Origin of the sequence: Mesorhizobium sp. M8A.F.Ca.ET.057.01.1.1, from assembly GCF_003952565.1 — a bacterium.
Taxonomy (GTDB): domain Bacteria; phylum Pseudomonadota; class Alphaproteobacteria; order Rhizobiales; family Rhizobiaceae; genus Mesorhizobium.
On record NZ_CP034454.1, the window covers coordinates 2,075,869 to 2,101,788 of the forward strand.

The following is a 25,920-nucleotide window of genomic DNA, read 5'->3' on the forward strand; positions in this document are numbered from 1 at the left end:
AATGCGGAGCGCGACGCCCCCTTGCAGCATCTCGACCGTGGCATACCTATAGAAGAAGCCGTCAGGCATTCGCATCGCAGGACAAAATCATGACCATCAATCCCAATCCGCGCTCCGTCGTTGCCGTGCGGGCGACCGTTCCGGAGGATGCCTTCACGGCCGGCGCTCTCGGCACGCTCAGGGAAGGCAGCGGCGTCGTCATCAGGGATGACGGTCTGGTGCTGACCATCGGCTATCTCATCACCGAGGCCGATGAGGTTTGGCTGACCGCTCATGACGGCCGCGTCATCCCCGCGCACGCGCTGGCCTACGACCAGGAATCGGGCTTCGGCCTCGTCCAGGCGCTGGCGCCGACCGGTCTGCCGGCGGTGGCGCTGGGCGATGCCGGCAAGGCCAGGATCGGCGACGCGGTGGTGCTTGCCGACGGCATCGGCCGGGCGGTCGAGGCCAAGATCGTCACCAAGCAGGAATTCGCCGGCTACTGGGAGTATCTGCTCGAGGAGGCGATCTTCATCGCGCCGGCGCATCCGTCCTGGGGCGGCGCGCCCTTGTTCAGCGCCGATGGCGCGTTGCTCGGCATCGGCTCGCTGCGCCTGCAGATGAGCCGCGCCGGCGAGGTTGCCGATATCAACATGGTGGTGCCGATCGACCTCTTGCCGCCGATCCTCGACGATCTGCTGACGCGGGGCCAGGTGGCCAAGCCGCCGCGCCCGTGGCTCGGCGCGCTGTCGGCTGAAAGCGACGGCAAGGTGGTGGTGATGAGCGTGACCGACGGTGGCCCGGCGGCCAAGGCCGGCCTGCGCGAAGGCGACGTCATCTCCGAGGTCCGCGACGGCGCAGTCGACGGGCTCGCCGATTTCTATCGCAAACTGTGGGACAGCGGCTCGGCGGGCGCCGAAATCCCGATGCGGGTGGTGCGCGACGGCCGCGAAACCTGGCTGCGCATCAAGTCCGCCGACCGCGGCAGTTTCCTGAAGAAGCCGCAGCTGCAGTAGACCGGGCGATCTCGGCCAGACGATGCATCCAAGACTGCTCAGGACCTTCCTCGCGGTGGCGCGCAGCCGCAATATCACGCGCGCCGCCGAGACGGTTCATCTCGCCCAATCGAGTGTCAGCGACCAGATCCAGTCGCTGGAGGCCGAACTTGGCGCTGCCTTGTTCACGCGCCCGAAATCAGGCCTGGAACTGACGCCGGCGGGGCTGGCCCTGAAGCCCATCGCCGAAGAACTGCTGCGGCTCGACGGCGAGGCGCGAGCAGCAGTTCAGGCGGCATCTGGGCAGACCAGCGGCGCACTGACCATCGGCGCGCTGGAGACGATCGCCTCGGCCCGGCTGGCGCCCTGGCTGCCGGGGTTCCAGGCCAGTCATCCCGAAATCACCGTGCGGATGAAGGTGGCCGACAGCGGCACGCTGCTGCGCCAGCTGGAGGAGGGCGACATCGACGTCGCCTTCTGTTTCGATCGCCGCGACGTTTCGAACGGCGGCGCCGATCAACGCTTCGCCAGGCGCACGATAGCGGCCGAACCGCTGGCGCTTGTCGCCGCGCCGGGGCAGAGCGGGGTTCCGCGCGATTTGGCTGCGTTGGCAGCCAGGCGTTTCGTGGCAACGGAGCCTGGATGCATCTATCGGCACATATTCGACACCGCCTTTGCCGAAGCGGGCATCGGCGCGCCGGAACTCGCCGCCGAAGTCGGCAGCATCGGCGCCATTGCGCGGCTGGTGGCGGCCGGCTCGGGGCTGGGGTTCGTTCCGCGTCTCGCGGTCAGCGACGCGCTGGCGCGTGGTGATCTCACCGAACTGACATGGCCCGGTGAGATGCGAACGGCGCCGCTGACGATGATCTGGCGGCGCCGGCGCGTCCAGACGCCGGCACTCCGACAATTGCTCGCCGCCGCGCACGAAACGCTGGTGCCCGAACGCTCGCGGGCTGATTCAGGTCTTGAATCGGAGAACCGCCCCAAGGTCTTGTTTCCAAACAATTCCTGAAGAGGCGGCGCTTCCGTCTAGACCAGGCGATGCCCGCCCTCGACATGCAGCGTCGTTCCCGTCGTAAAACCATTGCCCATCAGGAAGAAAATCGCGTCGGCGATATCGTCGGGCCGACCGACCCTGCCGACGGGCAGCCGCTCGGCCATCGCCGCAAGCATCTCGGCTTTCCTGTCGCCGGCGACCTGCGCCCAGATCCCGGTGTCGACCCAGCCGGGCGAGACGGCGTTGACGCGGATTGGCGCGAGTTCTATCGCCAGCGCCCGCACCAGCCCTTCGAGCGCGGCATTGACGGCGGCGACGACCGAGCCGCGCGCGGCCGGCCGGTAGGCGGCGATGCCGGAGACGAAGCTCATCGAGCCGCTTACCGCAAGCCGAGGCCCACCGTGCTTGGCGAGCAGCAGCGGGCCGAAGAGCTTGCTGTCGACCACGTGTTGCGCCGCTTTGAGATCGAGTTCCGGCAGCAGCCTATAGGCGCCTTCGATGTCGGCGGCGGTGCTGACGATATGGTCGAGGCCGCCGATCACCGCAAACAACGCCGCGACCTGGTCTTCTCGCGTGATGTCGACAGCTTCAATGTGGAGGCCTGCGGGATTACCCAGCGCCTCGCGGGCCTGCCGCAGCCTGTCCTCGCCGCGCCCGGCGATGATGACTTCAGCGCCAGCCTCGACGCAACGCCTGGCCAGGGCCAGGCCCATGCCGGAGCCGCCGCCGGCGATCAGGATTTTCTGGTTCGAAAGCCGCATTTTGCTCTGCCTTTGCTGGATTGAGACAACGGCAGGGCATTGGCAGGTCGATGCGGAAAGCGGAAACGGAAGAAACCGATGGTGTCATCGGAGATGCCGATGGTTGCAGAGGGAGAGCTTGAACGCCGTCCCTGGGACAAGCTGTTCCCGGCTCTATTCCCGCTCGGCGCTCGCGAACACCACCAGATTCCCGTCGGGATCGCGCATGCGCATGATCCAGAAATGGTCGGCCTTCTCGATCGGGCCGGGTTCGAGCCCCGCATCGACCAGTCTCTGCCGCTCGGGCGTCAGCGGCAGCACGCCGAGCGTCAGCGTCGAGGCGCCGGCCTTGTCCTTGTCCTCGAAGAGCTGCACCTCGGCGCTTTCGGTGAATTGCCACTCGGCCAATCCCGGCATCGGCCGGCGCAGCGGCGGCTTGCCGAAGAGTTTTTCGTACCAGCCAATGCTGGCCTCGAGGTCGGAGCAGCTGACATGGGCGAAAACGGTCTGCACGGCCATCGCGATCCTCCATGGCGATTGCACTCTTTCCGCAACGCGGCGATGGATGGTGCGTTCCATCGCCAAGCGATGGCGGGTTATGTTGCTGACGAAAACTGGCAGTGAACCATGCCATGATGCCGGGACTCGAAACGATGCCGGAGGCCGATGACCGTGACGCCAGCGAAGATAGCAAGGCAGACCCGCTGATGGCGCCGGTCAAGGTCGATCCCGACAAGGTCCGGGAATTCCCCGACGCGGCCAGTTTTTACGCCTGGCTCGGCCAGCACCACGCCACGCAAACCGAAGTGTGGATCAAGGTGCACAAGGTGGGGTCGGGCCTGAAGTCGATCACGCCGAAGGAAGCGATCGACGTCGTGCTGTGCTTCGGCTGGATCGACGCGGTGCGCAAGGGGTTGGACGAGAACAGTTTTCTCCAGCGCTACACACCGCGCGGCAAAAAGAGCATCTGGAGCAAGATCAACGTCGACAATGTCGCGCGGCTCGTCGAGGAGGGCCGCATGACCGCGCATGGGCTGAGAGAGGTCGAGGCCGCCAAGGCCGACGGGCGCTGGGCGCGCGCCTATGGCAGCGGCAAGGAGATGAAAATCCCCGACGATTTGCAAGCGGCGATCGACGCCGAGCCGGCGGCGAAGGCGATGCTGGAAAAACTCAGCGCGAAGAACCGCTTCTCGCTTGCCTTCCGCACCCACAACATGAAGACCGAGGCTGGCCGCAAGAAGAAGATCGAAACCTTCGTGGCGATGCTGAAGCGCGGCGAGACGATCTATCCGCAAGGCAAGAAGTAGGGGTCCTCGGGCGCGGGAATGCGGGTCGATGGCTCGGACGGCAAGGGTGCTGACGACGCCATGAAGATATCGCCGCGGACGGCCTGGACAAGAAAGTCGAGGACTGTCGTCACACGCAACGGTATATTCCGGCGGGATGGGTAGACGACGTTGATCGGCAGGCGCGTCGGCGAAAAATCCGGCATCAGCTTGACCAGCCTGCCTGCTTCGATGTCCGCCCCGACCAGAATGTGGGAGAGCACCGCAAGCCCGGCTCCTCCCAGTGTCGCGCGATGGACGGCCATCGAATTGTTGGCGACCAAACGGGACTCAATGCGCAGGACAACGTCGTCCGCTCCGCGTGAGAACGACCATGAACGGCCGTCGCCGGCACGGCTGTAGCAAATGCAAGAGTGATCCTTGATGTCTTGCGGCGTTCGCGGTGAGTCGCGTCCCTTGAGATAGCCTGGCGAGGCCACCAGAAAGGCTGTCGTCCAGCCGATCCGGCGGCACATCAGGCTGCTGTCACCGGCTGGCCCGAGGCGCACTTCGAGATCGATCGCATTGGCGATGAGGTCGGAAGGCTCGTCCCGAAAGATCAGCTCGACATCCAGCGCCGGATGGCTCTCCAACAGCCCCGCGAGGCGGTCGCCGATGAACAAGCCGAGCGGCGTGGGCAGGCTCAGCCGCACTTTTCCAGAGACGGTTGCCGTTTCGGCGCCGCTGGCCTGGCCGAGCGCTTCGACCGCTTCGAGGACGCGTAGCGCCATAGGCAACATCTGTTCACCCTCCGCCGTCAAGGCGAGCGCGCTCGTCGTGCGGTGCAGAAGGCGCGTCTTGAGATGGGCTTCCAGCGCGGAGACCTGCCGCGATACTGCCGGCTGCGTCAGATCGAGGTCGACCGCAGCCGCTGAGAAGGATTTTGTCTGCGCCACCCGCATGAACGTTCTCAACGCCGATACGACGTCCATCCTCGCCCTCATACTTTTCGACATAAGCCTTATGTCCGCATCCTAGGCGGATGGCGCTTTACTGTCCAGATATTACGGATATTTGTTGTCCTTAAGGACATAAGATATCCTCAAAAAGGAGAGACCATGACACAACGCCTCAACGCCGCCCAGCAATCGCCTGAACTGTTCAAGAAGCTCCTCGATTTCAGCATGGCCGAGGCACATAGCGCCATCGAGGAGAAGACCCGCGACCTCGTCCACGTCAGGGCATCCCAGATCAATGGCTGCGCCTTCTGCCTCGACATGCATGTGAAGGAAGCCACGATCCACGGCGAGAGCGAGTTGCGCCTCCATCATCTCGCCGTCTGGCGGGAATCGCCGCTTTTCGTTCCTCGTGAGCGGGCCGCCCTTGCCTGGACCGAAGCCGTCACCAGGCTCGCCGAAGGCGGTATCCCGGACGAACTCTATGAGCGCGTGCGCGGGCAGCTTTCGGAAAGGAGATCTCCGACCTGACCTTCTCGGTCATGGCCATCAACGCCTGGAACCGTGTCAGCGTCGCCTTCAAGACCGTGCCAGGCTCCGCGGACAAGCTCTACGGCCTCGACAAGGCTGGCCTGAACTAAAACCCTTCCTTTCGGCTCACCATCAATCGATGCGGCGCGAGATCGCGGCCGCAAAACGGAGACCATCATGAAAATCATCATCATCGGGGGCACCGGCCTCATCGGTTCCAAGACCACTGAACGCTTGCGCAAGCAGGGCAGCGAGGTGATCGCGGCCGCGCCGAACACCGGCGTCAACACCATCACCGGCGAAGGCCTGCGGGAGGCACTCCAAGGCGCCGAAGTGGTGATCGACCTCGCCAACTCCCCTTCCTTCGAGGACAAGGCGTCGATGGACTTCTTCACGACGTCAGGCCGCAACCTGCTCGCCGCCGGCAAGGCTGCGGGCGTCAGGCACCATATCGCGCTCTCGGTTGTGGGCACCGAACGCCTGCAGGACTGCGGCTATTTCCGCGCCAAGCTTGTCCAGGAAAATCTGATCAAGGCATCCGGCATTCCCTACACCATCGTTCATTCGACGCAATTCATGGAGTTCCTGGCCGGCATCGCCAAGTCGGGCACGGTTGGCGAGGCCGTGCGCCTGTCGCCGGCCTATGTACAGCCCATCGCGTCCGACGACGTCGCCGATGTGATGGCCGGAGTCGCGCTCGCCGCGCCCATCAACGGCATGATCGAGATCTCGGGGCCTGACCGTGTGCGGATGAGCGAACTCGTCGCTCGCTACCTCAAGGCTGTCGGCGATCCTCGCGAGGTCGTGGCCGATCCGGAGGCGCTCTACTTCGGCGCGAGGCTGAACGACACTTCGCTGGTCTCCGACAACAATCCGCGCCTTGGCCACATCACGTTCGAGCAGTGGTTCGCCGCCTCGGCGCGGAAATCACCGCCGGCAAACGCGGCGGCCTAGGCCCGGGATACCGCTCAATGGAAAAAGGAGTTTTCAAATGATCAAGTCAATCGTCGCCGCCCTCGTCGTGACGGCAGCCCTGGCCGGCCCGGCCGGCGCCACGCAAGCCCCTCGCACTGGCGAGAAGGCGGCCAAGGTCACCCTTGTCTATGAGCACGAACTGCCGAATGTTCCGGGCAAGAGCATCAAGGGCATCCTCGTCGAATATGGCCCCGGCGGCTACTCGCCGGCGCACACCCATCCGAGCTCGGCCTTCATCTATGCGACGGTTCTGGAAGGCTCGATCCGCAGCCAGGTCAATGACGACCCTGTCAAGGTCTACAAGGCCGGCGAGAGCTTTTCGGAGATGCCGGGCGATCGCCACAGCGTGAGCGAAAACGGCAGCAAGACGAAAACCGCAAAGCTGCTGGCGGTCTTCGTGGTCGATACCGCGCAGAAGGAACTGACCTATCCGGTCAAGAAGTAGGCGCAAGGGGCCGGACGCCATTCCTGGCGTCCGGCCCTGCCAGCAAATTCAATCCTGTCGGAGAGCCCATGTTCGGCGATCATCTGGCTCTGGTCCTGATCAACCTTCTGGGGCTCGTCGGCATTGCCGTGTGGTATTTCCAGGGCCGTGGGCGGCCTATGGCGCGCCTGATCGTCCAAATCCTGTTCTTCGCCGGCATGACGGCGGTGCTTGGCTTCAGCGATATCCTGCCGCATTGGATGGGCGAGGCGGATCTACAAGGCTCCGGCGCGTATCTGGCGAAATCGGCGCGCGTCCTCTGGTGGACGCATCTTGCCTGGACGCTTGTCGGCTTTGTGCGCCTTTACATCGTCCTGGAGCACCGGCCGCAAGAGGCGCGCCTGCTCCAGGACCTTGTCGTCGCCGCCATCTATCTCGGCGTGGCGCTGTCGATAACAGGCTTCGTCTTTGGCGCTCCCATCGGCACGTTGGCGGCAACGTCGGGCGTGGTTGCGATCATTGTCGGGCTTGCGCTGCAGAACACGCTTGGCGACGTCTTCTCCGGTATTGCGCTGACGCTGGGCCGACCCTTCACGCTTGGCGACTGGATCATGCTGGGCGACGGCACGGAAGGACGTGTCGTCGAGACAACTTGGCGTTCCACGCATCTGCTTACGGGTGCGAACAATATCGTCGTCCTCCCAAACAGCGTGTTGGCGAAGCTGAGCCTGACCAATCTCAGCCGTCCCGACGAGACGCAGCAAATGACCCTGGCCTTGCGGCTTGCTGCCACGCACGCGCCGCACGTCATCGAGGAGGCCATGCATGCGGCTCTGCGGAACTGCCGACGGATCGTCAAGGAGCCGGCACCGCTTGTCGCGCTCAAGGAGATCGACGCGGCGGCCATCGGGATGGACCTGCTGTTTTGCGTCGCCGGTCCGGGCGACCGGTTGCTTGCGAGGAATGAGGTGATCGACCTTGTCCATCGCCATTGCGAGGCGAATGGCCTGTCGTTTGCGATGTCGCCCCAAAGCTATGCCATCATGCTGCCGGCGAGGGCGGGCCAGCCGCAGGCAAGGATCATGCGTTAATGCTCACCCGGCGCGCTCCAGCACCCATTCGAAGCTGTTCTTCCAGAGCTCCGCCGGAATCTCCTGCGCCAGCGCTTCGGTGAGGTCGGAAAGCCTGACACCGCGCAATTTTGCCCGCCAGGCTTCGTCGGCTTCCCACATGATGCGCGACACCGCGCAAGGGCCGCTTTCACAATAGCCCTGAGGGCGGCATGGGTTGTTTGCACGGATGTTGCTGCACACAAATGTCCGCGCCTTGCCCTCCACCGCCTCCACGATGTCCAGGAAGGTCAGTTCGGCCGGTGCCCGTGCCAGCCGGTATCCACCCGATGGGCCGAGCGTCGTATGGACGAGGCCTGCCTGCGACAGGCTTTGCAACGCCTTGGAAAGATATTCCTTGGGAACGCCGTGGAATTCGGCAAGCGCCTTTGTGGAGAGATAGCGTCCCTCGGGCAGACCGGCGAGAATGGCGCAGCAGTGCAATGCCCATTCGACTTGGCTTTTCAGGATCATCCACGGGTTCCGGGGTCGACGCCGACCAACTCTATTAAGGATATGAAATATCCCTATTCTGCCATGGTGTAAACAGACAGGTTCTGGCGGCAGGATTCAGCCGTTGTCGTCTCAGGGCGGCTTGTTGGCGCGATAAGCGCAACGGCGCTATCCCAAGGGCTGGAAGTACAGAGCCTAGGCGCCGGAATGCGGGTCGATGCCGTAGGGATGGACGGGGTAGCCCTGGCCGATGGCGTCGGCCACGCGGTCGGCCCACGCGGCGAACGCCGGATAGTCCGCGAGCGAAAAGCCGCAATCCCCGGCGCGGTGGCTGTAGGCATAGACGGCGATGTCGGCGATGCTGAAGTCGGCGCCGGCGAGGAACGGCGTCTCGCCAAGGCTGCGGTTCAGGGCGGCGAGCGTGCGGGCTCCGGCTTCGCGTTTGCCGGCAACCATGGCCTGGTTGCGTTCGAGCCGCCCGGTCAAGGTCCAGAAGCGCAGCGAGCCGATGACCGGCTCGACATTGTACTGTTCGAAGAAGAGCCACTGCATGACCTTGGCGCGCCGGTAGCGGTCAGCCGGCAGCAGGGGCGTGCCTTCCGAGAGGAAGGTGAGGATCGCATTGGATTCGGCGATGGCGCTGCCGTCCTCGAGCTGAAGCACCGGAACCGCGCCTGCCGGGTTGAGCGCCAGGAAAGCATCGGTATGGCTCTCACCCTCGAAAATCGAGACGATGCGCGTGTCGTAAGGGATCTTCAGCAGCCCGAGCAAGACCCGGACTTTCCAGCCATTTTGCGATGGCAGATAATCGTGAAGCGTAAGCATGGCGGACCCTCGTGATGGATCAACGATCGCATGGAGCCCTGCCTGCGGACACCCGATTCCTGCGCAACCATCTTATGCGCCTCGGGTGACGGCAGGACCGCCGCGGCGAGGGCAGGACCGCCGCGGCGAGGGCAGGATGCGGCGGATCGTTCCCTTCAACAGGAGGCGAAGATGAGGATCGCAATTCTGGGCGCTGGCATGATCGGCGGCACGGTTGGGCGGCTGTGGGCGCAATTGGGCAGGTGCGGGCTACGCTCGGCATCGCATGGCAGCGTTCAGCGTCTGAATCGGGAAATTGTGCCAACCGATTGTTTTTGCACCTTTCATGACGGGTTTTCAAGGATGATGGCTGCCGTCACTGGTTGAGGTCGACCGGTGTCACACCAAGCAGCTTCAGGGCGTTGGCGTAGGCCCGGATGCCTTGCGCCTGCTTGCTCTCGGCACAGAACCGGTTCGCCTTGTCCTGCAGTGCCGTTGCCTGCGCGATCTGGCTTGCACTGGCGCCGGGTTCGGCCTTGGTCCGGATGGCTCCGTCGAGTTGAAGACCGAGCCGGCTGCAATATTCGCTCCGGGTGACCGCCGCCTCCGCGCCCGATTGTGCGACCGCGAGCAGGGCAAGCGACATCCCTGCCAGGGCACCCATCCATCCGGCCGAACGTCGTTGCATTGCAGGCGAGATCCCGTTGCGTTGTCTGGCGGCCGGTGTCCGGCCGCTACGGGGAGGTTATCGCAGACGATCTTTTCGCCAGTTTTTCCCGGATGTTGAATCTTGTTTCTGGAGTGTGTCTGGAAGCCGGGCTCAGACTTCGTCGGCATCGAACAACAGTATCGTCAGGTCGTCGTCGCTCGGCGCCATTATCCGCCGGTCGGCGGCACAGGCGACGCCGACTTCGCTGGCGAAGGAGGCGCGCATGTCATCGAGACTGTCGAAATACAATGTTCCCACCAGATAAGGCATCTCGCCCGCCGTGAGCTTGACGATCGGCCGCCTGCTGACATCGTAGCGCCGCAGGCCGGGAAGCTTCTTGGCCAGCGGTATGTGAACATCGAAATAGTGCCGGTCGAAGGCGGCCGGATCTGCCGGGGTTTTGTAGATCACGAGCATCTTGGCCATTGCTATGGTTCCTGTCCTGTTGGTGTTGCTGGTCGGGCCGTGCGGGCCGCCGCGCCAAAGTCGTTCGACGAGGGTGGATTTCGACAAGCCGAATGATTTTTGCCTGCGCGGCTGGAAAGCCGACCTTGGGCGGCCTACCGGTGCGCCGCCGTTCGCGCATACCCGCTGCGGCGCTTCTGCCTCTTCCCCCGGCACCGTCATTCGCGTAAGGGCGCGGGCAAATCCCTCCCAGTCGGCTTGAGCCTCCCGGAACTGTCATGATCAGACTTGAAAACATCGGCAAGCAGAATGGCCGTCAGCTTGTCTTCATCGAGGCGTCGGCCTCCCTGCAGAAAGGCGAGAAGATCGGCCTCGTCGGTCCCAACGGCGCCGGCAAGACCACGCTGTTTCGCATGATCACCGGCCAGGAGCAGCCCGACGAGGGCCAGGTGCAGGTCGATCGCGGCGTCACCATCGGCTATTTCAGCCAGGATGTCGGCGACATGGCGGGCCACAGCGCCGTCGCCGAAGTGATGAACGGCGCCGGACCGGTGAGCGACGTGGCGGCCGAGATGGCGGAGCTCGAGGCCGCCATGGCCGACCCCGACCAGGCCGACCACATGGACGAGATCATCGAAAAATATGGCGAGGCGCAGCATCGCTTCGAGGAGCTCGACGGCTATGCGCTGGACGGACGCGCCCGCGAAGTGCTCGACGGTCTCGGCTTCAGCCAGGAGATGATGGACGGCGATGTCGGCAAGCTGTCGGGCGGCTGGAAGATGCGCGTGGCGCTGGCCCGCATCCTTTTGATGCGGCCCGACGTCATGCTGCTCGACGAACCCTCCAACCATCTCGACCTCGAAAGCCTGATATGGCTGGAGCAGTTCCTGAAGGGCTATGACGGCGCGCTGCTGATGACCTCGCACGACCGCGAGTTCATGAACCGCATCGTCAACAAGATCGTCGAGATCGATGCAGGCTCGCTCACCGCCTATTCCGGCAATTATGAATTCTACCAGCAGCAGCGGGCGATCGCCGACAAGCAGCAGCAGGCGCAGTTCGAGCGCCAGCAGGCGATGCTGGCCAAGGAGATCGCCTTCATCGAGCGCTTCAAGGCGCGCGCTTCCCATGCCGCGCAGGTGCAGAGCCGGGTGAAGAAGCTCGACAAGATCGACCGCGTCGAGCCGCCCAAGCGCCGCCAGGCGGTGAATTTCGAGTTCCAGCCGGCGCCGCGCTGCGGCGAGGATGTCGTGACCTTGAAGAACGTGCACAAGGCCTATGGCAGCCGCACCATCTATGAAGGGCTCGATTTTCAGGTCCGCCGCCGCGAACGCTGGTGCATTATGGGGGTCAATGGTGCGGGGAAATCGACGCTGTTGAAGCTGGTGGCCGGCGCCTCCGATCCCGACACGGGCACGGTAGCGCGGGGACCGAGCGTGAAAATGGGTTATTTCGCCCAGCACGCCATGGAACTCCTGGAAGGCGAGCGCACCGTGTTCCAGACGCTGGAAGACAATTTTCCGCAGGCCGGCCAGGCGCCGCTTCGGGCACTTGCCGGCTGTTTCGGATTTTTCGGCGACGAGATCGAGAAGAAATGCCGGGTGCTGTCGGGCGGCGAGAAGGCGCGGCTGGTGATGGCGCTGATGCTGTTCGACCCGCCCAACCTCCTGGTGCTCGACGAGCCGACCAACCACCTCGACATCACCACCAAGCAGATGCTGATCGAGGCGCTGTCGCAGTATGAAGGCACCATGCTGTTCGTCTCGCACGACCGGCACTTTTTGGCCGCGCTTTCGAACCGCGTGCTGGAGCTGACGCCCGAAGGCATCCACACCTATGGCGGCGGCTACACCGAATATGTCGAGCGCACCGGACAGGAAGCGCCGGGCCTGCGGAGCTGATTCGAGTTCGGTAGACGCGCGTCGCATGACCCCATGCGACGCGCGTCTGAAATGATGGCCTATCTCAGCGAGATGGCCAGCCCGCTCAGGTCAGCGTTGACCTGCAGGCCTACCTGTTTGCCCGTGAGTTCGAGCTGGGCGCCCTTGTCGTTTGTCATCACGATCACCTGGGCGCCTTTGCCGAGCGTGCCGCCGCCGCCGGCCGCGCCGTATACGCCGGTCACGTCCCGGGCGCGCCTGATGTGGCGCACGGTGCCGCGGAAATAGGTCTTGGAGACGCCGAAGGCGAGGCCGCCCGAGACGCCGCCGATCGAGATGGGATAGCTTTTACCATGGAAGGTGAACGTCCCTTCGCCGCCGGAGCCGCCGACGAAGAACGCCGCCTTGTAGACGGAGAAACGGATCGTGCCGCTGTCGGCATGCGCGGCGCTGGCCAAGCTGACGCCCGCGGTGGCGATGGCGGCAACGGCGATTGAACGAAATCCGGACGAAATTTTCATGACGAGAGCTCCTCAAAGATCGCCGCTTATCCATCGGCCTGGTACGACGCATATCAAAGTCTAAGCAGAACAGTCTTGCCCCGGCTTTGGTTCCAAGCACAACTTTCCGTTTCGATCCAATCGCGGCTTTTGGATGACTGACGACGGAGGACCGTTTCTGGCGCAAACCAGACATCGTGTCCGAACACATTTTCGCTATCGACACGCAGCGGTCGATTTTCGTAAAGGGCGGATGGCGGTGTTGGCCAGCGACCTGCCCATCGGGCCATGTCCTTGTGGGATGAGAGTTCCGTGTGCTGTCCACAAAGGTTGGGAAAGGCTTCGGGATGAGAATTGCGATGGGGCTTGCAATGTCCGCATTGGCCGCGACGATGGCTGGATGCGCGACCTCTCCGGTCGACTATGGAGCCTCGCTTTCGCAGCAGGACCAGAAATGGGCGACGCCGCAATGCCAGCAAGCCCGGGCGGCGGCTTCGGACTACGCGGTCCGCGAAAAAACGCATCCGGGCTGGGAATTCATCGCCCTTGGCCCCTACGGGCTGGGAATCATAGCGGCCACCAAAGAGGCCGAGCAGAAGCAGCGAAAGCGGTTCGCCCGCGACGTGCATCTGCAATGTTCGAGCCTACCGCTGCCGAAGGAATTGCAGGGTGATTTGGGGCCTGCCGGCCCAGACAAGGCGAAATATCCATAACCGGGAACGAGTGCGGATGCGATCCTTGACGAAAAACCGCTACACGGTTTTTCCCGGGGCTGCTCTAACGTAGCAATCCTTCCGCCTCGAACGTGTCCCAGCCTTCGAGCTTTGGCGCATCGTCCGTTCCCGAATTTCTGGTCTTGCGGGCGTTGCCGCTCCGCTTCCCGGCTCGCGTCAGTGCGGCCTTGCCGGCCGCGCGCCTTCTGTTCTCGGACGCGTCCTTCGCATCCTCCTCCCGCCAGGCGGTCGCCAGGTCACGGTCGAGAATGTCCTCGATGTGCCGAGGATCGAAGACGTGGAAGGTCACGGCCTTGGATCGCCCGCGCATCTTTACGGTGCGCGTGCCGATGCTTTTCAGGCGACCATCCCTGAGCCATTTGTGGCGCTCGCGCGAGGAAATGGTGAGAATGTCCTCGGCCTCTCGCGGTAGCACGGCCAGCGCCTCGATCCCCTCCAGCGTCCTGGAAATGGTTGCCGAGGCGGCCTGGAACGCATCAGCGTCGGCTTGCAGCATGCGCAACACGAGGCGGCCTGTCTCGGCCTTGGCGAACTTCCTCACGGTCCAAGGCAGCCTGGCCCGAACCTCGCGTTCGATCCCCTTCAGGCGCATGGAAGAGCCAAGCGTCGCCGATGGCGGCAGCGGCCATTCGGCGACGATTGACGCGGTGCCCGTGCCTTGCTCGGCCGTGCGATCAGGGGCGGTGGCAATTTTTGCCGCGATGCCGCTCAGGATCTTCCGAAGGGAACCGCGCTTCTTGTCTGCCATGTCTGGTTTTCGCTCATCGGGTGCCTTCGTGGAAGGACAGATCGCACTGCGGACAACCGAAATCAGGCTCAAACAGTTCCCTGGGCATGCGCATTCCCAAGGCCCTGATCACACTTCTCCTCGTCCCATCGACGCCCGATCGACCCTTGGAATGCACTTGGTCCGAGTCGGCGGGCGGTCCTATTAACTCGAGGCCGTGTGTTGGGGGGGCGCCCCTGGATTGCGCGGCCAGCGATAAGCAAGAAATCCGGTGCCGCTTTTGGCAAACACATCGTCCGCTGTTCCAGGATAATGTGCTGGCAGAATAAGCTTGAGACAAGGCGGCTTCGAACAACAATGGCCAGGCGGTTTGCATTTCTCTTGGTTCGCGACTTCACCCTGTCGCCGCTGTCGCTGTTCATCGACACGCTGCGGCTGGCGGGCGATGAGGGTGATCGCAGTCGCAGGATAGAGTTCGACTGGGAGATCGTCGGCGAACGCGGTCTGCCCATCCGGGCAAGCTGCGGCGTCGAATTGCTGCCGACCGGGGGGATCGGCAATCCGGAGGATTTCGACAATGTCGTCGTGGTCGGCGGGCTGCTCGACACCAACCGCAGCCTGAGTTCCGAGAAGGAGACGTTCCTGTTGCGGGCCGCCAGCAAAGGGGTGCCGCTGACGGCGCTCTGCACGGGCAGCTTCGTGCTCGCGCGCTACGGCCTGCTCGATGGCTATAGCGCTGCCGTCAGCTGGTTCCACATCAAGGATTTCCGCAGCCGGTTTCCGGAGGTGAACGCTCATGCCGACAGCCTGTTTACCGTCGACCGGGGCCGCTCGACATGCGCCGGTGGCACCGGCGCCGCCGACCTTGCGGGCCACTTCGTGTCCCAGTTCATCGGCCAGAAGGCGGCCGAAAAGGCCGCCAAGATCCTCGTCCTCGACCGGATCAGAAGCAGCAGGGACGTGCAGCCCGTGGGCGACCTGTTTCCGGGTGCGTCGAGCCGGGCGGTGAAGCGCGCTTTGCTGTTGATGGAGAGCAACCTCCAGGAGACGCTGTCGGTCGCCGAGATCGCAAGCCGCCTGAACTGCTCGCGGCGCCAGCTCGAACGGCTCTTCGGATCGGAACTGGGCATCGGCCCGATGGCCGCCTATCTGGCGCTCAGGGTGCATCATGCGAAGTCGCTGCTGGAAGGCAGCGACCTGCAGATCGGCGACATCGCCTACCGCTGCGGCTTCACCAATGCCGGCCATTTCAGCCGCGTGTTCCGCCAGCAGACCGGCGTCACGCCGACGCATCTCAGGCATCCAAACCGCATGCCCGGCGGAGCCATGATACAATGAAGCCGACGACGTGACGTGCGGCGCCTAGGAAATCCGCCGCCCGCTGTCGTCGAGCAGAACGCAGCCCTCCGGGTCGAATCCGAGGTCGATCGTCTCGCCTTCGCGAAGCACGCGGCCAGTGATTGGCGCGTTGGCGCGGAGGCTGGTCTTGCCGCCGATGTCGATCTCGTAGATAGCGCTGCCGCCCAGATACGAGGCCGAGACGACGCGGCCAGTGAGCCGGTTGACGCCAGTTCCAGCACCGACCGAAAATTTCTGCGGCCGCACCACGACCGTGACCTTGCTGCCGTCGCCGAGCGGCCTTGGGCAAGCCACGTTGATCGTCTGGCCGGTGCCGAGGAGCACCGCCTGGCCGGACCTGCTCACGGTCCCGGCAAGCATGTTGGCCTTGCCGAGGAAGTCGGCGACGAAGGCGGTGGCCGGCGTCTCATAGACCTGCTCCGGAGTGCCGATCTGCTCCACCGCGCCGGCGTTCATCACCACGATGCGATCCGACATGGAGAGCGCTTCCTCCTGGTCGTGCGTGACGAAGATGGCGGTGATGCCGGTTTCCTTCTGGATCTTCTTGATCTCGACGCGCATCTCCTCTCGCATGTTGGCGTCCAGCGCCGATAGCGGCTCGTCCAGCAGCAGCACCTGCGGCTCGAAGACGATGGCGCGAGCCAGTGCGATGCGCTGCTGCTGCCCGCCCGACAGCTGCGACGGCAGCTTCTTCTCGCTGCCCGGCAGCCGCACCATCTCCAGCGCCTTGCCGACCTTGCGGACGATCTCGGGCTTCGGCACGTTGCGGTATTTCAGGCCGAAGGCCACGTTGTCGAACACGTTCTTGTGCGGGAACAGCGCGTAGCTCTGGAAGACCAGCCCGATGTTGCGCTTGTAGATCGGGATGTCATCGACCCGCCGCCCGTCGATCATGATCTGGCCGCCCGAAATGTCGACCAGGCCGGCGATGGAGCGCAGGATCGTGGTCTTGCCGCAGCCCGAGGGCCCGAGCAGGGTGACGAAGCTGCCTTTGCGGATCGAGAGCGAGAAATCGCGCACCGCGACGAACTTGCCGTAGGCGATGTCGATGTCGCGGAACTCGACCGCCGGGCTATCTGCCTCGGCGGCCACGCTCGCGCCGGCTGCCCCGGCCAGGACAGGCCGGGGATGGAATGTCGTGTCCTGGCTGTCAGGCACCTTTCGAGATCCTGTTCCACTGCTTGGTCCAGGCGTCCTCGTTGGTCGCCCAGTAGGTCGGATCGGCGAAGGTCAGCGACTTCATCGTGCCCGTCTTGTCGAACGCCGGCAGCTTCTCGATCTTCTCGGTCAGCTTGACCTTGTTCGGGTCGAGCGACGGCGGATAGCTCTGGCCCTCGGCTACCGCGATCGAGGTCGCCGGGTCGAGCATGAAGTTGATGAGCTCCTCGCACTCGGCCATCGGCGAGCCCTTCAGGATCAGCATGTCCTCCATCCAGGCATAGGAGCCGGCCGGATCGAGATAGCCGATCGGATGGCCCTGGTCCTGCAGCGCGGCGACGCGGCCCGACCAGGCATCGGTCACCACGATCTCGCCCTTGGAAAGCAGGTCCATCAGCTCCGCGCCGGAACTCCAGAACTTCTTGGCGAGGTCGCGCGTCTCGCGCACCTTGGCCCAGATGGCGTCCATGTCCTTGAGGTTGTTGGGATCCTGCCCGGTGGCGAGTGCCGCGTACCAGACCCGCGTCGTCATGTCGGAATAGCCGCCGACCTTACCGGCATATTTCTTGTCGAGCAGCAGTGCCGCACCCTTTTCCTTGGCTTCCTCCGGCGAGATCACCTTGGTGTTGTAGGCGATACCCGTCGTGCCGTAGTCGTAGGGCACGGCCGAAAGCTTTGGCGTCAGCTTGCGGAACGGCTCGATCATCGGCTGCAGCACATTGGCCATGTTGGGAATGTTGGCCTCGTTGATCTCCGAGGTCAGGCCGGCGTTCACATATTTGATGTAGTAATTCACGCCGGAGGAATGGATGACCTGGTAGTCGCCGGGCTTGGCGGTCTTGATCTTGGTAATGATCTCGTCCTCGTCACCGAACGTGCCCTGGACCACCTTGATCTTGGTCTTGGTCGTGTAGGGCTGGAAGGCGAACTTGTCGATCGCGTCCTGCACCGTGCCGCCCCAGCCGTCGAAGCGAACCTCCTGGACCGCGGCGAGCGCCCGGCCCATCCACGGCATGGAGAGGCCCGCCGAAGCTGCCGCGGCGGCGGTCAGCGTCAGGAAAGTGCGGCGGCTCAAATCGCCATTGGCATATCGGTCGTGCAGCCGTTCCAGCCGCTTTGTGGTGGTGAGTTTCATTGTGTTTCCTCCTTTGGTTCGCCACGTCTTCTCAGTTTTGTCAGGCTTTGCAGGATCAGGCCGCCGATCAACGGGATGCCGACGGTCACCAGGATCATCACGGTGCCGAGCGCGTTGATTTCCGGGCTGATCGAGATCTTGAGCATGGAAAGGATCTGGGTGGGCATGGTCTCGACGCCGGCCGGCCGCCAGAACAGGCTGGCCGAAGTGTTGTCGAACGAGATGGTGAAGGCGAGCAGCGCGCCGCCGACCACGGCCGGGATGAGCAACGGCAGCGTGATCTCGCGGAAGGACGAGAAGCGCGAGGCGCCAAGCGACAGTGCCGCCTCCTCATAGACGCGTCGGATGCCGATCATGCGCGCCTGCGCGATCAGCACGACATAGGGCACGGCAAGCAGGATATGACCGAGCACCAGCAGCAGCATGGTTCTCGGCTGGTCGACGGCCTTGATCAGCACCAGCAGGCCGACGCCGAGGATTGTTTCGGGCACCAGCGCCGGCAGGATCACCAGCGTGCTCAGCGCCTGCTTGCCGCGAAATTCGAAGCGCACCAGGGCAAACGCCGTGGTGACGCCGATGGCGGTGGTGACGAGGGCGGTAACCAATGCGATCCACAAGGACGTGCGGAATGCGGCCAGCACCGCCTCGTTGGCCATCAGCTTGCCGTACCATTGCAGGCTGAAGCCGGTCATCGGGAAGCCGCCGAACATCGAGGCGTTGAACGACAGGATCACTGTCGCCACGATCGGCGCGAACATGAAGATGTAGACGCAGATCGTGACGAAGCCGGTCAGCCGCCAGGCCCATCTGCCTTCCTGCTTGCGCTGCGCTTTCATTCGCCCAATTCCATCATCCGCCAAGCCCTTTGACGATCTGCGACATACCCATGTAGCGCGTGTAGACGGCGGCGAAGAAGCCGAGCACGACGAACAGCACGATCGAAAGCGTGGCGCCCATCGGCCAGTTCAGCTCGCCCATGATGGTGTCGTAGATGAGGTTGCCGAACAGCGCGTCGCGGCCTGAACCGAGAAGCTGCGGCGTCACATAGCTGCCGGCGGCCAGCACGAAGCAGAGCAGCAGGCCCGCCGCCAGGCCGGGCAGCGACAGCGGCAGCGTGACCTCGCGGAACGCCTGCGCGCTCGTGCAGCCCATCGAGCGGGCCGCCGAAATCAACGTGCGATCAATGCTCTCCAGGCTGACGTAAACGTTGAGGATCATGTAGGGCAGCAGGAAATGCAGCATGCCCAGGATGACCGCGCCCTCGTTATAGAGCATCGGCAGCGGCTCGTTGATGATGCCCAATTTCAGCAGCGCGACGTTGATGACGCCCTGTTCGCCCAGGATGTTGATCCAGGAAAAGGTGCGGATGGTGAAGCTGATCCAGAACGGCACGATCAGCAAAAGCAAGAGCAGCCATTTGTGCTTGAAGGTCGTGGCCCAGATGAAATAGGCGGGGAAATAGCCAAGCACCCCGCAGAGCAGCGCCGTGATCGCGCCGACCCGCAGCGTCTTCACAAGGAAGCCGGAATAATAGCTGTCGGTGAGGAATTCGTGCCAGTTCGCTGTCGTCAGCGCGCTCGTTTCCACGCCGGCGGTGACGAAGGTGAAGAAGGTGTAGCCGGCCATCACGGCGATCGGCAGCACCAGGAAGAAGATCAGCAGCAGGAGCACCGGTGCGACCAGCATCCAGGCCAGCCGTGGATCATACAATGTCCATCGTCGTTTCATGAGCACCCGGACGTCCGCGCCTTCTTGGAAGCGCTTAATTTGTTCCCGGCGCCAAGATTGGGTGATTGCAAGCGCGATGTCTACACCAGGCGATTGAGCCAGTGGACTTCAGCCCGTCGCCTGCTGCGAGATACATCGAAATTGTCGGTGGACGGGGTCGCTGCGCAACCCCGTCTTGCAACCTCGATCGACACCACGTCGAGGAAGGCTGGTCGGCGCGCCTCAGCCCTTGGAAATACCCCGCGCGATCAGGCGGGCAAGGCGCTCGGAAAACGCCCTGGCGTCCGCCGGCTTGTCGCCGTCGAGCACGCGCGCCTCGTCGTAGAGAAGATGGGCGGCATCGTCCTTGAAGGCCTGCTCGTCGTCGCCGAGGCTGGCGAGCGCCAGGACGCGCTCGTGGCGGGGGTTGATCTCGAGGATCGGTTTGGCCGTCTTGTCGAGGCGTCCGGCGGCGTTGAGCAGCCGCTCGAACTGCCGGTCCGGGCCATGTTCGGGCGCCACGAGGCAGACCGCGCTTTCGGTCAGGCGGTCGGAAGGCTTGACGTCCGACACGGCGTCGCCAAGCGCCGCCTTGACGAAGGCCAGGAAGCCATCGACTTCGGGCGTAGCCGCCGTGTCCGGCCTCTTCGCCTCATCGAGCAAGGGTATCTCGGAAAGTTCGGCCACGCCCTGCGTCACCGACTTGAACGGCTTGCCGTCGAAGTCCGGCGCCATCGACGTCCAGAAACTGTCGACCGGGTCGGTGAGCAGCAGCACCTCGATGCCGCGCGCCTTGAAACCTTCGAGTTGCGGCGAGGCTTCGAGCCGGGCGCGGTCGTCGCCCGCCATGAAGAAGATTGCCTTCTGGCCTTCCTTCATCGCCGAGACATAGTCGGCAAGGCCGCGCCAGCCTTCGCCCGAGGCCGTCGAGCGGAAGCGGGCAAGCTTCAGGAGCTGCTCGCGCCGCTCATGGTCCTCGTACAGCCCTTCCTTCAGGACGACGCCGAAGTTTTCCCAGATTTTCGCATAAGCTTCGGCCTCGTTCTCCGCCAGCTTCGAGAGATCGCCGAGTACGTGGTTGGTCAGACCCTTGCGGATCGCGGCCAGCAGCGGGCTTTCCTGGATCATCTCGCGCGAGACGTTGAGCGGCAGGTCGGCGGAATCGACCAGCCCGCGCATGAAGCGCAGATAGCGCGGCAACAAATCGGCATCGTCGGTGATGAAGACGCGGCGCACATAGAGCTTGATGCGGCCTTTGCGGTCCTGGTCGAAGAGATCGAAGGGACGCGAGCCGGGCACGAAGGCGAGCACCGAGTATTCCTGCCGGCCCTCGGCGCGGAAATGGATGGTGGCGGCCGGCTCGTCATACTGGCCGGCGAGGCTGCGGTAGAAATCGGTATATTCCTCGGGCTTGATCTCGCTCTTCGGCCTGACCCAAAGGGCCGTGCCATCGGCGATGTCGCGAGGCTCGGCGCCGGGTTTCTCGATGAGCGTGATCGGCACGGGCACGTGGCCCGACTGCGATTTCGCCAGCTGCTCGAGCCGGTAGGAGCCGGTATAGGACACAGCGTCGTCCATCAGATGCAGCACGACGCGGGTGCCGCGCCTGGGAGCGGCTTCGAGCGGGGCGGGCGCGATCTCGTAGGAACCCTTGCCATCGGACGACCAGCGCCAGGCCTCGTCGCTTCCCGCCATGCGGCTGATGACGTCGACGCGGGTCGCCACCATGAAGGCGGAGTAGAAGCCGACGCCGAACTGGCCGATGAGCTGCGTGTCTTCGCTGGCATTGCCGGCGCCGACGCGCTCGATGAAGGCGCGCGTGCCCGAGCGCGCGATCGTGCCCAGCGCCTCCGTCATGTCGTCGCGGCTCATGCCGATGCCGTTGTCCTCGACGGTGATCTCCTTGCTGTCGGGATCGGCAGAAATCGAGATGCGCGGCTTGGGATCATCGGCCAGCAATTCCGGATGACTGACGGCCTCGAAGCGCAGCTTCTCGCAGGCGTCGGCGGCGTTGGAAATCAGTTCGCGCAGGAAGACGTCCTTATCGGAATAGACCGAGTGCACCATCATGTGCAGCAGCCGCGAAACATCCGCCTCGAATGCCTTGGTTTCCGTCGCTTTTGTGTCTGTCGTCATTCCAAGTTTCCCACACTGTTCATCCGCCCGCCGCGCCGGGGCGCGTTCAGGACTTCCTTTCAACCATTTTTTGCGGTGCTGGCAACTGCGTTCAGCAGGGCCAGCGCGCCGACGATATGGTGGTGGCGTGCCGGGGCAACAAGAGGGCGCTGGCGCTGACGCTGCCAATCTCCCCCTTGTGGGGGAGATGCCCGGCAGGGCAGAGGGGGGCGCTGTCCCGCCGACTTAACCTATTTGCTGGACTCAGCGGTGGGCGCTCCTTCCAAAGGGTACAGCAATCCGACGCTATCAGACGTCAGCGGGCAGCGCCCCCTCTGGCCTGCCGGCCATCTCCCCCACAGGTGGGGAGATTGGCAGCGTCCGCGCCGCGCTTACTTCCCCGCCATATGGTCGGCAAGCGCCTGCGCCTGGGCAAGCAGTGCGGGGAAGACGGGGTTGTCAGGCAGGCTCTTGCCCATGCAGGCGCGGAAGTCGCTGTCGCCTTTTGCCCAGGCGGCGTCGGCGGCATCGGATGTGTTTTCGTCGCTGTCGCCGGCGGCCTGCTTGACCAGTTTCTGGGCGGCGGCGTCGGCGGCGGTCCAGACCGCGTCGCAGGCGGCGATCTTCGGGACAGGGGGTGTCGCGGGCGCCTCGGCGATCATGACGCTGTTGCCCTTGACCAGCGTGACGACGACCTCCTGGTCGTAGTTCGGCCCGACATCCTGTGCCCAGCCGCCGAGGCGGGCGATCGCCATGTCGGCGCCGTCAGGGGTCTTCAGCTTGAAGTCGAGCGTGCCGGTGAAAGCGGCGTCGCTGCCGATGGCCTGGGTGTAGAAGGCATCGAGCTTCAGCGCCGCGTCGAAGCTGGTGGGCAGTTTGAGATCGGCGTCGGTCTCGGCGGCGCGTGATTGCAGCCAGCGCTCGACCAGACCGCGCGTCGACGCCACGATGCTGGGGCCATCCTCGGTGCCATGGCGCAGCCCGTCCAGCATGCCGAAGCCGACATCGGAGGAACTGAGGCTTTCGATGTTGATCTTGCCGGCCGCCGGAAAATCCTTGACCGTGAAAGGTCCCAGAAGCGTGGAAAGGCGCTGTTCGAGATCGGCGCGCGCCTTGTCATTGGCCGCATCGAGCGTTTCCACGGGAGCGTTGGCGCTTTCCATCGCGGCGATGGCCGATATCGCCTTGTCGCGCGCGGCGATGTAGTCGTCCTCCGGCGACGCCGCATAGGCCGCACCGCTCGCCAGCGCCACTACCAAAGTCCAGACCAGACGCATCGCGGAACCTCCGTTTTTACAAGCTCTTCGCGTGGCTTGGTGGCGATTGTGCGGCGGTGAAGTCATGGCGAGGCGTTGCCGATATCGGGGACGCCGGATCAGCTTTGGCGCCGCCGGCAACCGCCATATCAGGAAGACGATGAAACCTTCCGATATCCAGGCCGTTATGGCGGTTGTGGCAGATATCAAATCCAAACCGAAGCCGGTCGGCGGCGCCAAACCAAACGGTGCCAGGAAGCCCCGCCAGCGGGAGGCCCCCGATGTCGAAGCCGCTTCCGAGGTCGTCGGCGAGCCCGCACCGCCACCGGAGGCGGTGGAACCTGATCCGCAACTGAGCCCCGAACAGGCCGAGCAGGCGCGCAAGAAATACCTGCTGAAGCGGTTCTGGATCAGCGCGCGCGGCTATTGGAGCCGGCGCGGCGACAAGCTCGCCTGGCCGTGCACGATCGGGCTCCTGATCCTGATCTGCGTCAATGTCGGCTTCCAGTACGGCATCAATGTCTGGAACCGCTCGATCTTCGACGCCATCGAACAGCGCAATGCCCCGACAGTCTATTTCCTGAGCGCCGTGTTCGTGCCGCTGGTGCTTGGCAGCGTCAGCCTCGTCGTCGCGCAAGTTTATCTGCGCATGACGATCCAGCGCCGCTGGCGCTCCTGGCTCACCACGTCGGTCATAGGCCGCTGGCTCGCCAACGGCCGCTATTACCAGCTCAATCTCGTCGGCGGCGACCACCAGAATCCGGAAGCGCGCATCGCCGAGGATCTGCGGATCGCCACCGAATCGCCGGTGGATTTCATCTCCGGCGTCATCAACGCCTTCCTGGCCGCCTCGACCTTCATCGTCGTGCTGTGGACGATCGGCGGCGCGCTGACGCTGCCGATCGGCGGGTCGACCGTCACCATTCCAGGCTTCCTCGTCATCACCGCGGTCATCTACGCCGCCATCACCTCCACCTCGATGGTGGTCATCGGCCGGCATTTCGTCGAACTCTCCGAGCAGAAGAACCAGGCGGAAGCGGAATTTCGCTACACGCTGACGCGCGTGCGCGAAAACGGCGAGAGCATCGCCTTGCTCGGCGGCGAGGAGGAGGAGCGCAGCGGCATCGACAGGACCTTCGCCGGCGTGCTGAAGCGGTGGGCGATGCTTGCCGGCCAGCACATGCGCACGGCGCTGGTCTCGCAGGGGTCGAGCCTGTTCGCGCCGGTGGTGCCGGTGCTTTTGTGCGCGCCAAAATTCCTCGACGGATCGATGTCGCTTGGTCAGGTCATGCAGGCGGCGTCTGCCTTTGCCATCGTGCAGGGCGCGTTCGGATGGCTGGTCGACAACTACCCGCGTCTTGCCGACTGGAACGCCTCGGCACGGCGCATCGCCTCGCTGATGATGTCGCTCGACGGGCTCGAACGCGCGGAAGAGAGCGACGCGCTCGGACGCATCAATCGCGGCGAGACCAAGGACGACACGATGCTGAGCCTCAACAACCTGTCCGTGTCGCTCGATGACGGCACCGCCGTGGTCAAGGAAACCGAGGTGGTGATCCAGCCGGGCGAGCGGCTGCTGGTGGCCGGCGAATCCGGCTCGGGCAAGAGCACGCTGGTGCGGGCGATAGCGGGCCTGTGGCCGTGGGGCGGCGGCAGCGTCGATTTCCACCCCGGCAAGCGCATGTTCATGCTGCCGCAGCGTCCCTACATTCCCTCCGGCACGCTGCGCCGGGCAGCGGCCTATCCCGGCGCCGCCGAGGACTGGACGGTTCCCCAGATCAAGGCCGCCCTCGACAAGGTCGGGCTCGGTCATCTCGGCGACAAGATCGACGAAGACGCGCCATGGGACCAGACCCTGTCGGGCGGCGAGAAGCAGCGGCTGGCCTTCGCACGACTCCTCCTGCACGCGCCCGACATCATCGTGCTGGACGAGGCGACGGCGGCACTCGACGAGAAGAGCCAGGAAAAGATGATGGAAACCATCATCCGCGAATTGCCCGATGTCACCATCGTCAGCGTGGCGCACCGGGCCGAACTGGAGGCTTTTCATAGCCGCAAGATCACGCTCGAGCGGCGCAAGGGCGGCGCCAAGCTCGTCAGCGATATCGATCTCCTCCCGCGCAAGCGCAGGGGCTTGCTCGGCCGCGCCCTGTGGGGTTCCGGCGCCTTGGCCGAGAAGTCGCTCGAGCGCGGCGGCATCCCCCATAAAAAGAACTGAAGACGTCCGGCGCGTTCTTGCTCCCGCTGCGGATGGCTAGTCAGGCGCGCAATTCTTGCCTATGCGCCTTCACCAGGTCGGCCATGCTGTCGAAGCGGAAGTCCACCTTCGGCATGTCGCCGGGATGCATCGTGGCGCCAAAACCCTGATCGGCGTGCCGGCGCTGGATCCAGCATGATTTAAGGCCGAGGCCATTGGTCACGGCATGGTCATGGAACAGGCTTTCGGCCGTGTGCAGGACCTCCTTGTCGCCGATCCCGAGCGTCGCCAGCTTTTCCAGCATATAGTCGAAATTCCGGGGTGACGGCTTGTAGGAGCCGATATCCTCCGCCGTGTAGACCGCGTCGAAATCGACGCCGAGTTTCCTGTTGCTGAAGGAGAAGCTCGTATTGTCGACATTGGAGAGGATGGCCAGCTTGTAGTGCCGCTTGAGGTATTGCAGGGCGGGGGCGGTGTCGGCAAAGGCCGGCCAGTCCTTCACGCTCTGGCCATAGGCGATGCATTCCTCCGGCGTGGCCACGACGCCCCATTCCTCGGCGAGCCGCTTGTAAACGACAGCCAGAAGGTCGCAGTAGCGTTTCTGCGGTGTCCAGTTCTGCTGGCTGGATTCATGCCTTGCATGCGCCTGCAGGATGTCGTCGCGGCTCAAGGCGCGGCCCGCCCGCTGGGTCAGCGGCTTCAGGGCTTCGATCATGCCGGATTCCCAATCTATGAGCGTGCCATAGCAGTCGAAGGTCAGGGCCTTGAAATCTGTCAGCTTCATGGGCTTCACTCCCTTGGGGTCGATGG

At 64.1% G+C, this 25,920-nt stretch carries 26 protein-coding genes and 1 pseudogene; 11 read left to right on the forward strand and 16 right to left on the reverse strand.

Annotated elements, in window-relative coordinates; genetic code table 11:
• Window positions 1-89 precede the first annotated feature (89 nt).
• Complete coding sequence (locus EJ077_RS09505) at window positions 90-995, forward strand: S1C family serine protease (protein WP_208701452.1); 906 nt, start codon at window positions 90-92, stop codon at window positions 993-995.
• A 22-nt stretch (window positions 996-1,017) separates the two neighbouring features.
• The gene (locus EJ077_RS09510) at window positions 1,018-1,986 is read left to right on the forward strand and encodes a LysR family transcriptional regulator (RefSeq protein ID WP_208701454.1); all 969 of its coding nucleotides are present in this window, start codon (window positions 1,018-1,020) and stop codon (window positions 1,984-1,986) included.
• A gap of 17 nt (window positions 1,987-2,003) precedes the next feature.
• Here EJ077_RS09510 and EJ077_RS09515 read toward each other — a convergent pair whose 3' ends face one another.
• Both EJ077_RS09515 and EJ077_RS09520 read right to left on the reverse strand, forming a co-directional pair.
• Window positions 2,004-2,732 (reverse strand): SDR family oxidoreductase, encoded by a 729-nt coding sequence (locus tag EJ077_RS09515; RefSeq protein WP_208701456.1) that lies wholly within the window; start codon window positions 2,730-2,732, stop codon window positions 2,004-2,006.
• A gap of 153 nt (window positions 2,733-2,885) precedes the next feature.
• On the reverse strand, window positions 2,886-3,230 hold the full coding sequence (locus EJ077_RS09520) for a VOC family protein (protein WP_208701458.1): 345 nt from the start codon (window positions 3,228-3,230) through the stop codon (window positions 2,886-2,888).
• 188 nt (window positions 3,231-3,418) lie between these two features.
• Here EJ077_RS09520 and EJ077_RS09525 point away from each other — a divergent pair, with 188 nt between their 5' ends.
• Entirely contained in the window at window positions 3,419-4,018 is a 600-nt protein-coding gene (locus EJ077_RS09525) for a YdeI/OmpD-associated family protein (RefSeq protein ID WP_208702956.1), read from the forward strand.
• On the opposite strand, the gene EJ077_RS09530 is transcribed toward EJ077_RS09525, so the two are convergent.
• Window positions 3,997-4,968, reverse strand: a complete 972-nt coding sequence (locus EJ077_RS09530; protein WP_208701460.1) for a LysR family transcriptional regulator — start codon at window positions 4,966-4,968, stop codon at window positions 3,997-3,999. The two genes, EJ077_RS09525 and EJ077_RS09530, sit on opposite strands and share 22 nt — an antisense overlap.
• Before the next feature lie 126 nt (window positions 4,969-5,094).
• Between EJ077_RS09530 and EJ077_RS09535 the strand changes: the two are divergent.
• From EJ077_RS09535 to EJ077_RS09550, 4 genes and pseudogenes are all read left to right on the forward strand, one after another.
• Window positions 5,095-5,573: pseudogene (locus tag EJ077_RS09535) on the forward strand (carboxymuconolactone decarboxylase family protein).
• Between the two features lie 67 nt (window positions 5,574-5,640).
• Window positions 5,641-6,417 carry an SDR family oxidoreductase gene (locus EJ077_RS09540; RefSeq protein ID WP_208701462.1) on the forward strand — a complete coding sequence of 259 codons (777 nt, stop codon included), beginning with the start codon at window positions 5,641-5,643 and terminating at the stop codon, window positions 6,415-6,417.
• Between the two features lie 37 nt (window positions 6,418-6,454).
• Window positions 6,455-6,883 (forward strand): cupin domain-containing protein, encoded by a 429-nt coding sequence (locus EJ077_RS09545; protein WP_208701464.1) that lies wholly within the window; start codon window positions 6,455-6,457, stop codon window positions 6,881-6,883.
• A 68-nt stretch (window positions 6,884-6,951) separates the two neighbouring features.
• Complete coding sequence (locus EJ077_RS09550) at window positions 6,952-7,953, forward strand: mechanosensitive ion channel family protein (RefSeq protein ID WP_208701466.1); 1,002 nt, start codon at window positions 6,952-6,954, stop codon at window positions 7,951-7,953.
• Between the two features lie 3 nt (window positions 7,954-7,956).
• On the opposite strand, the gene EJ077_RS09555 is transcribed toward EJ077_RS09550, so the two are convergent.
• The 4 genes from EJ077_RS09555 to EJ077_RS09570 form a co-directional block, all read right to left on the reverse strand.
• A complete protein-coding gene (locus EJ077_RS09555) occupies window positions 7,957-8,445 on the reverse strand; it encodes an RrF2 family transcriptional regulator (protein WP_208701468.1) in 489 nt (162 codons plus the stop codon).
• Window positions 8,446-8,619: 174 nt separating this feature from the next.
• Window positions 8,620-9,249, reverse strand: coding sequence for a glutathione S-transferase family protein (locus EJ077_RS09560; protein WP_208701470.1), 630 nt, complete (start codon window positions 9,247-9,249; stop codon window positions 8,620-8,622).
• A gap of 355 nt (window positions 9,250-9,604) precedes the next feature.
• On the reverse strand, window positions 9,605-9,916 hold the full coding sequence (locus tag EJ077_RS09565; RefSeq protein WP_208701472.1) for a hypothetical protein: 312 nt from the start codon (window positions 9,914-9,916) through the stop codon (window positions 9,605-9,607).
• Window positions 9,917-10,048: 132 nt separating this feature from the next.
• Window positions 10,049-10,363 carry an EthD family reductase gene (locus EJ077_RS09570; RefSeq protein ID WP_208701474.1) on the reverse strand — a complete coding sequence of 105 codons (315 nt, stop codon included), beginning with the start codon at window positions 10,361-10,363 and terminating at the stop codon, window positions 10,049-10,051.
• 257 nt (window positions 10,364-10,620) lie between these two features.
• On the opposite strand from EJ077_RS09570, the gene EJ077_RS09575 reads away from it, so the two are divergent.
• The gene (locus EJ077_RS09575; protein ID WP_208701476.1) at window positions 10,621-12,243 is read left to right on the forward strand and encodes an ABC-F family ATP-binding cassette domain-containing protein; all 1,623 of its coding nucleotides are present in this window, start codon (window positions 10,621-10,623) and stop codon (window positions 12,241-12,243) included.
• 59 nt (window positions 12,244-12,302) lie between these two features.
• Here the strand turns inward: EJ077_RS09575 and EJ077_RS09580 are convergent, their stop codons facing one another.
• Entirely contained in the window at window positions 12,303-12,743 is a 441-nt protein-coding gene (locus EJ077_RS09580) for a hypothetical protein (RefSeq protein ID WP_208701478.1), read from the reverse strand.
• A 326-nt stretch (window positions 12,744-13,069) separates the two neighbouring features.
• On the opposite strand from EJ077_RS09580, the gene EJ077_RS09585 reads away from it, so the two are divergent.
• Window positions 13,070-13,435, forward strand: a complete 366-nt coding sequence (locus tag EJ077_RS09585) for a hypothetical protein (RefSeq protein WP_208702957.1) — start codon at window positions 13,070-13,072, stop codon at window positions 13,433-13,435.
• Between the two features lie 64 nt (window positions 13,436-13,499).
• Here EJ077_RS09585 and EJ077_RS09590 read toward each other — a convergent pair whose 3' ends face one another.
• Window positions 13,500-14,204 carry a hypothetical protein gene (locus EJ077_RS09590; RefSeq protein ID WP_208701480.1) on the reverse strand — a complete coding sequence of 235 codons (705 nt, stop codon included), beginning with the start codon at window positions 14,202-14,204 and terminating at the stop codon, window positions 13,500-13,502.
• Window positions 14,205-14,540: 336 nt separating this feature from the next.
• On the opposite strand from EJ077_RS09590, the gene EJ077_RS09595 reads away from it, so the two are divergent.
• The gene (locus tag EJ077_RS09595) at window positions 14,541-15,521 is read left to right on the forward strand and encodes a GlxA family transcriptional regulator (protein ID WP_208701482.1); all 981 of its coding nucleotides are present in this window, start codon (window positions 14,541-14,543) and stop codon (window positions 15,519-15,521) included.
• Between the two features lie 24 nt (window positions 15,522-15,545).
• On the opposite strand, the gene EJ077_RS09600 is transcribed toward EJ077_RS09595, so the two are convergent.
• From EJ077_RS09600 to EJ077_RS09625, 6 genes are all read right to left on the reverse strand, one after another.
• The gene (locus tag EJ077_RS09600; RefSeq protein WP_208701484.1) at window positions 15,546-16,700 is read right to left on the reverse strand and encodes an ABC transporter ATP-binding protein; all 1,155 of its coding nucleotides are present in this window, start codon (window positions 16,698-16,700) and stop codon (window positions 15,546-15,548) included.
• Complete coding sequence (locus EJ077_RS09605) at window positions 16,693-17,835, reverse strand: ABC transporter substrate-binding protein (protein WP_127280705.1); 1,143 nt, start codon at window positions 17,833-17,835, stop codon at window positions 16,693-16,695. The genes EJ077_RS09600 and EJ077_RS09605 overlap by 8 nt, the downstream gene beginning before the upstream one ends.
• Window positions 17,832-18,671 carry an ABC transporter permease gene (locus EJ077_RS09610; protein ID WP_208701486.1) on the reverse strand — a complete coding sequence of 280 codons (840 nt, stop codon included), beginning with the start codon at window positions 18,669-18,671 and terminating at the stop codon, window positions 17,832-17,834. Before EJ077_RS09610 ends, EJ077_RS09605 begins: the two co-directional genes overlap by 4 nt.
• Before the next feature lie 13 nt (window positions 18,672-18,684).
• Window positions 18,685-19,563 (reverse strand): ABC transporter permease, encoded by an 879-nt coding sequence (locus EJ077_RS09615; protein ID WP_208701487.1) that lies wholly within the window; start codon window positions 19,561-19,563, stop codon window positions 18,685-18,687.
• A gap of 222 nt (window positions 19,564-19,785) precedes the next feature.
• Complete coding sequence (htpG, locus tag EJ077_RS09620) at window positions 19,786-21,678, reverse strand: molecular chaperone HtpG (RefSeq protein WP_208701489.1); 1,893 nt, start codon at window positions 21,676-21,678, stop codon at window positions 19,786-19,788.
• Between the two features lie 371 nt (window positions 21,679-22,049).
• Window positions 22,050-22,934: a hypothetical protein gene (locus EJ077_RS09625; RefSeq protein WP_208701491.1), complete on the reverse strand. Its 885-nt coding sequence runs from the start codon at window positions 22,932-22,934 to the stop codon at window positions 22,050-22,052.
• A 175-nt stretch (window positions 22,935-23,109) separates the two neighbouring features.
• Here EJ077_RS09625 and EJ077_RS09630 point away from each other — a divergent pair, with 175 nt between their 5' ends.
• Window positions 23,110-25,131 carry an ABC transporter ATP-binding protein/permease gene (locus tag EJ077_RS09630; protein WP_208702958.1) on the forward strand — a complete coding sequence of 674 codons (2,022 nt, stop codon included), beginning with the start codon at window positions 23,110-23,112 and terminating at the stop codon, window positions 25,129-25,131.
• A gap of 40 nt (window positions 25,132-25,171) precedes the next feature.
• Here EJ077_RS09630 and EJ077_RS09635 read toward each other — a convergent pair whose 3' ends face one another.
• Entirely contained in the window at window positions 25,172-25,894 is a 723-nt protein-coding gene (locus EJ077_RS09635) for a haloacid dehalogenase type II (protein ID WP_208701492.1), read from the reverse strand.
• Window positions 25,895-25,920: the final 26 nt, after the last annotated feature.